This is a genomic window from Fibrobacter sp. (genome assembly GCF_045112255.1).
Lineage (GTDB): Bacteria > Fibrobacterota > Fibrobacteria > Fibrobacterales > Fibrobacteraceae > Fibrobacter.
In genome coordinates, this window is sequence record NZ_JBGUHR010000024.1 from 1 (window position 1) to 1,936 (window position 1,936).

The 1,936-nt window shown below is 46.8% G+C and carries 1 protein-coding gene; it reads left to right on the plus strand.

The features are described from left to right. The first annotated feature begins 164 nt into the window (after positions 1-164). Positions 165-1,784: an IS1182 family transposase gene (locus ACJMM9_RS02140; RefSeq protein WP_405323395.1), complete on the plus strand. Its 1,620-nt coding sequence runs from the start codon at positions 165-167 to the stop codon at positions 1,782-1,784. The last annotated feature ends 152 nt before the right edge of the window (positions 1,785-1,936 follow it).

Genomic DNA, 1,936 nt, shown 5'->3' on the forward strand with positions numbered 1-1,936 from the left:
AAGGGGCTGTCGCACTAAAATAGTGTGGCAGCCTCTTTACTTGCTCGCCTAACGGCGGCTGTTTTGATGCTACAAAGCTGAAAGCCTTGCAAATGCTTGGTTTTATCAAAAAACAAAAAGCTCCGCACCTATTGGTAAACGGAGTTCAATGGTAAAATGTATATATGCACAAAAGAAACATTTTACGGCAAAATTATACGTTGTTTTCGAGGCCGTATCAACTAAAACTTCCGCTCGAGATCGGGCACGTCATTCCCGATGACGACTGCGTGAGGCTCCTGGGTCAATTTGTGGAGGAACTGGATCTTAGAGATCTGTATTCGACCTATTCCAAAGTAAAGGAAAATCAGGTGAGCCCGCGACAGATGCTGAAGATAATGCTGTACGCCTACCATGAACACAACTACTCATCAAGAGGCATCGAAAAAGCCTGCAGAAGAGACATCAACTACATGTATCTTCTTGAAGGCCGGTCAGCACCCGATCATGCGACCATAGCCAGATTCAGATCGATCCACTTCGCACAGGTGGCAGACAAGTATCTTGCAATGACAGTGAGATATCTTATGGAGCTTGGCGAGATCAGCGGCAGGGAGATCTTCATCGACGGGACGAAGATCGAAGCCAATGCCAACAAGTATACATTCGTCTGGAAGAAGGCGGTGACAAAGAATCAGGCGAAGCTTCTGGACAAGACTGCACTTTTGGTGCAGGAATGCATCGAGACTTACGGTCTAAGAGAGATATGGCACGGACAGGTCAAGGAGAAGCATCTCGGCAAACTTCTCAAAAGGCTGTATAAGATCAAGGACGAAGAAGGCGCTGAATTCGTACACGGCAGCGGATGCCGCAAGACGCAGCTTCAGAAGCACATAGAATTGCTTGAGGAATACACGGAACGACTTAAAGAGTATTCCCAAAAGCTGGAAGTTCTCGGCGACCGCAACAGTTATTCGAAGACCGATCCGGATGCGACATTCATGCGCATGAAAGAAGATGCGATGCTGAACGGTCAGCTGAAGCCGGCATACAATCTGCAGCTTGGCGTCGACTCCGGATATATCTCATGGCTCAGCTTGTCTCCAAAACCTAATGACATGGGAACACTTATCCCGTTTCTTACGGGGATGGAAGCAACTCTCAGGCACAAATACCCTGTAGTTGTCGCTGATGCCGGATATGAGAGCGAGGAGAACTATAGTTTTCTTGAAGATCGAGGAATAACAGCGATGATCAAGCCATCGAATTACGAGATCTCCAAGACCAAAAAATACAAAACGGATATTAGCCGTAAGGAGAATATGCCATATGATCCTGATGGTGACTTCTACACATGCATGAATGGCTGTCAGCTACATGCCTTGCGCGTAGACAAGAGGAAAACCTTCAGCGGATATGTTCGCGAGGAAACTATCTACCATTGTGAGGACTGCCTTGGATGCCCATGCAAATCTGAATGTATGAAAGGCAGAAACTGGAAGACTCCGGAAGAAGAGAGGTTCAAAAGGCTTAGTGTTTCAAAAAAGTTTGAGCGGCAGCGTAAAGAGTGTCTTGAGCGGATCACCAGCGAAGAAGGGATCAAGCTCAGAGTCAATCGTAGTATTCAGGCCGAGGGAGCCTTCGCTTTGTGGAAAGAAGACGGATCTTTCAGGCAATTCCTTTGCCGGGGGCAGGCGAATGTCTACGCTGAAAGCGTGCTGATGGCAATCGCCCAGAACATAGATAATCTTCATCGAAGGATACAAAACGGAAAACTAGGAACTCATTTGTACGAGGTAGCCTAAAGAAGACAAAAGCTGAATAAGCACCGCTGGTTATTGTGCGCAAAAATCAAGAAGCAGACTGTCGAAGACTGGATCGTATGATTCTGTCGGAGACTGTCTGCTTTTTCCAAATTAAGAGGCTGCCACATTTATTCAAATGCGACAGCCCCTTT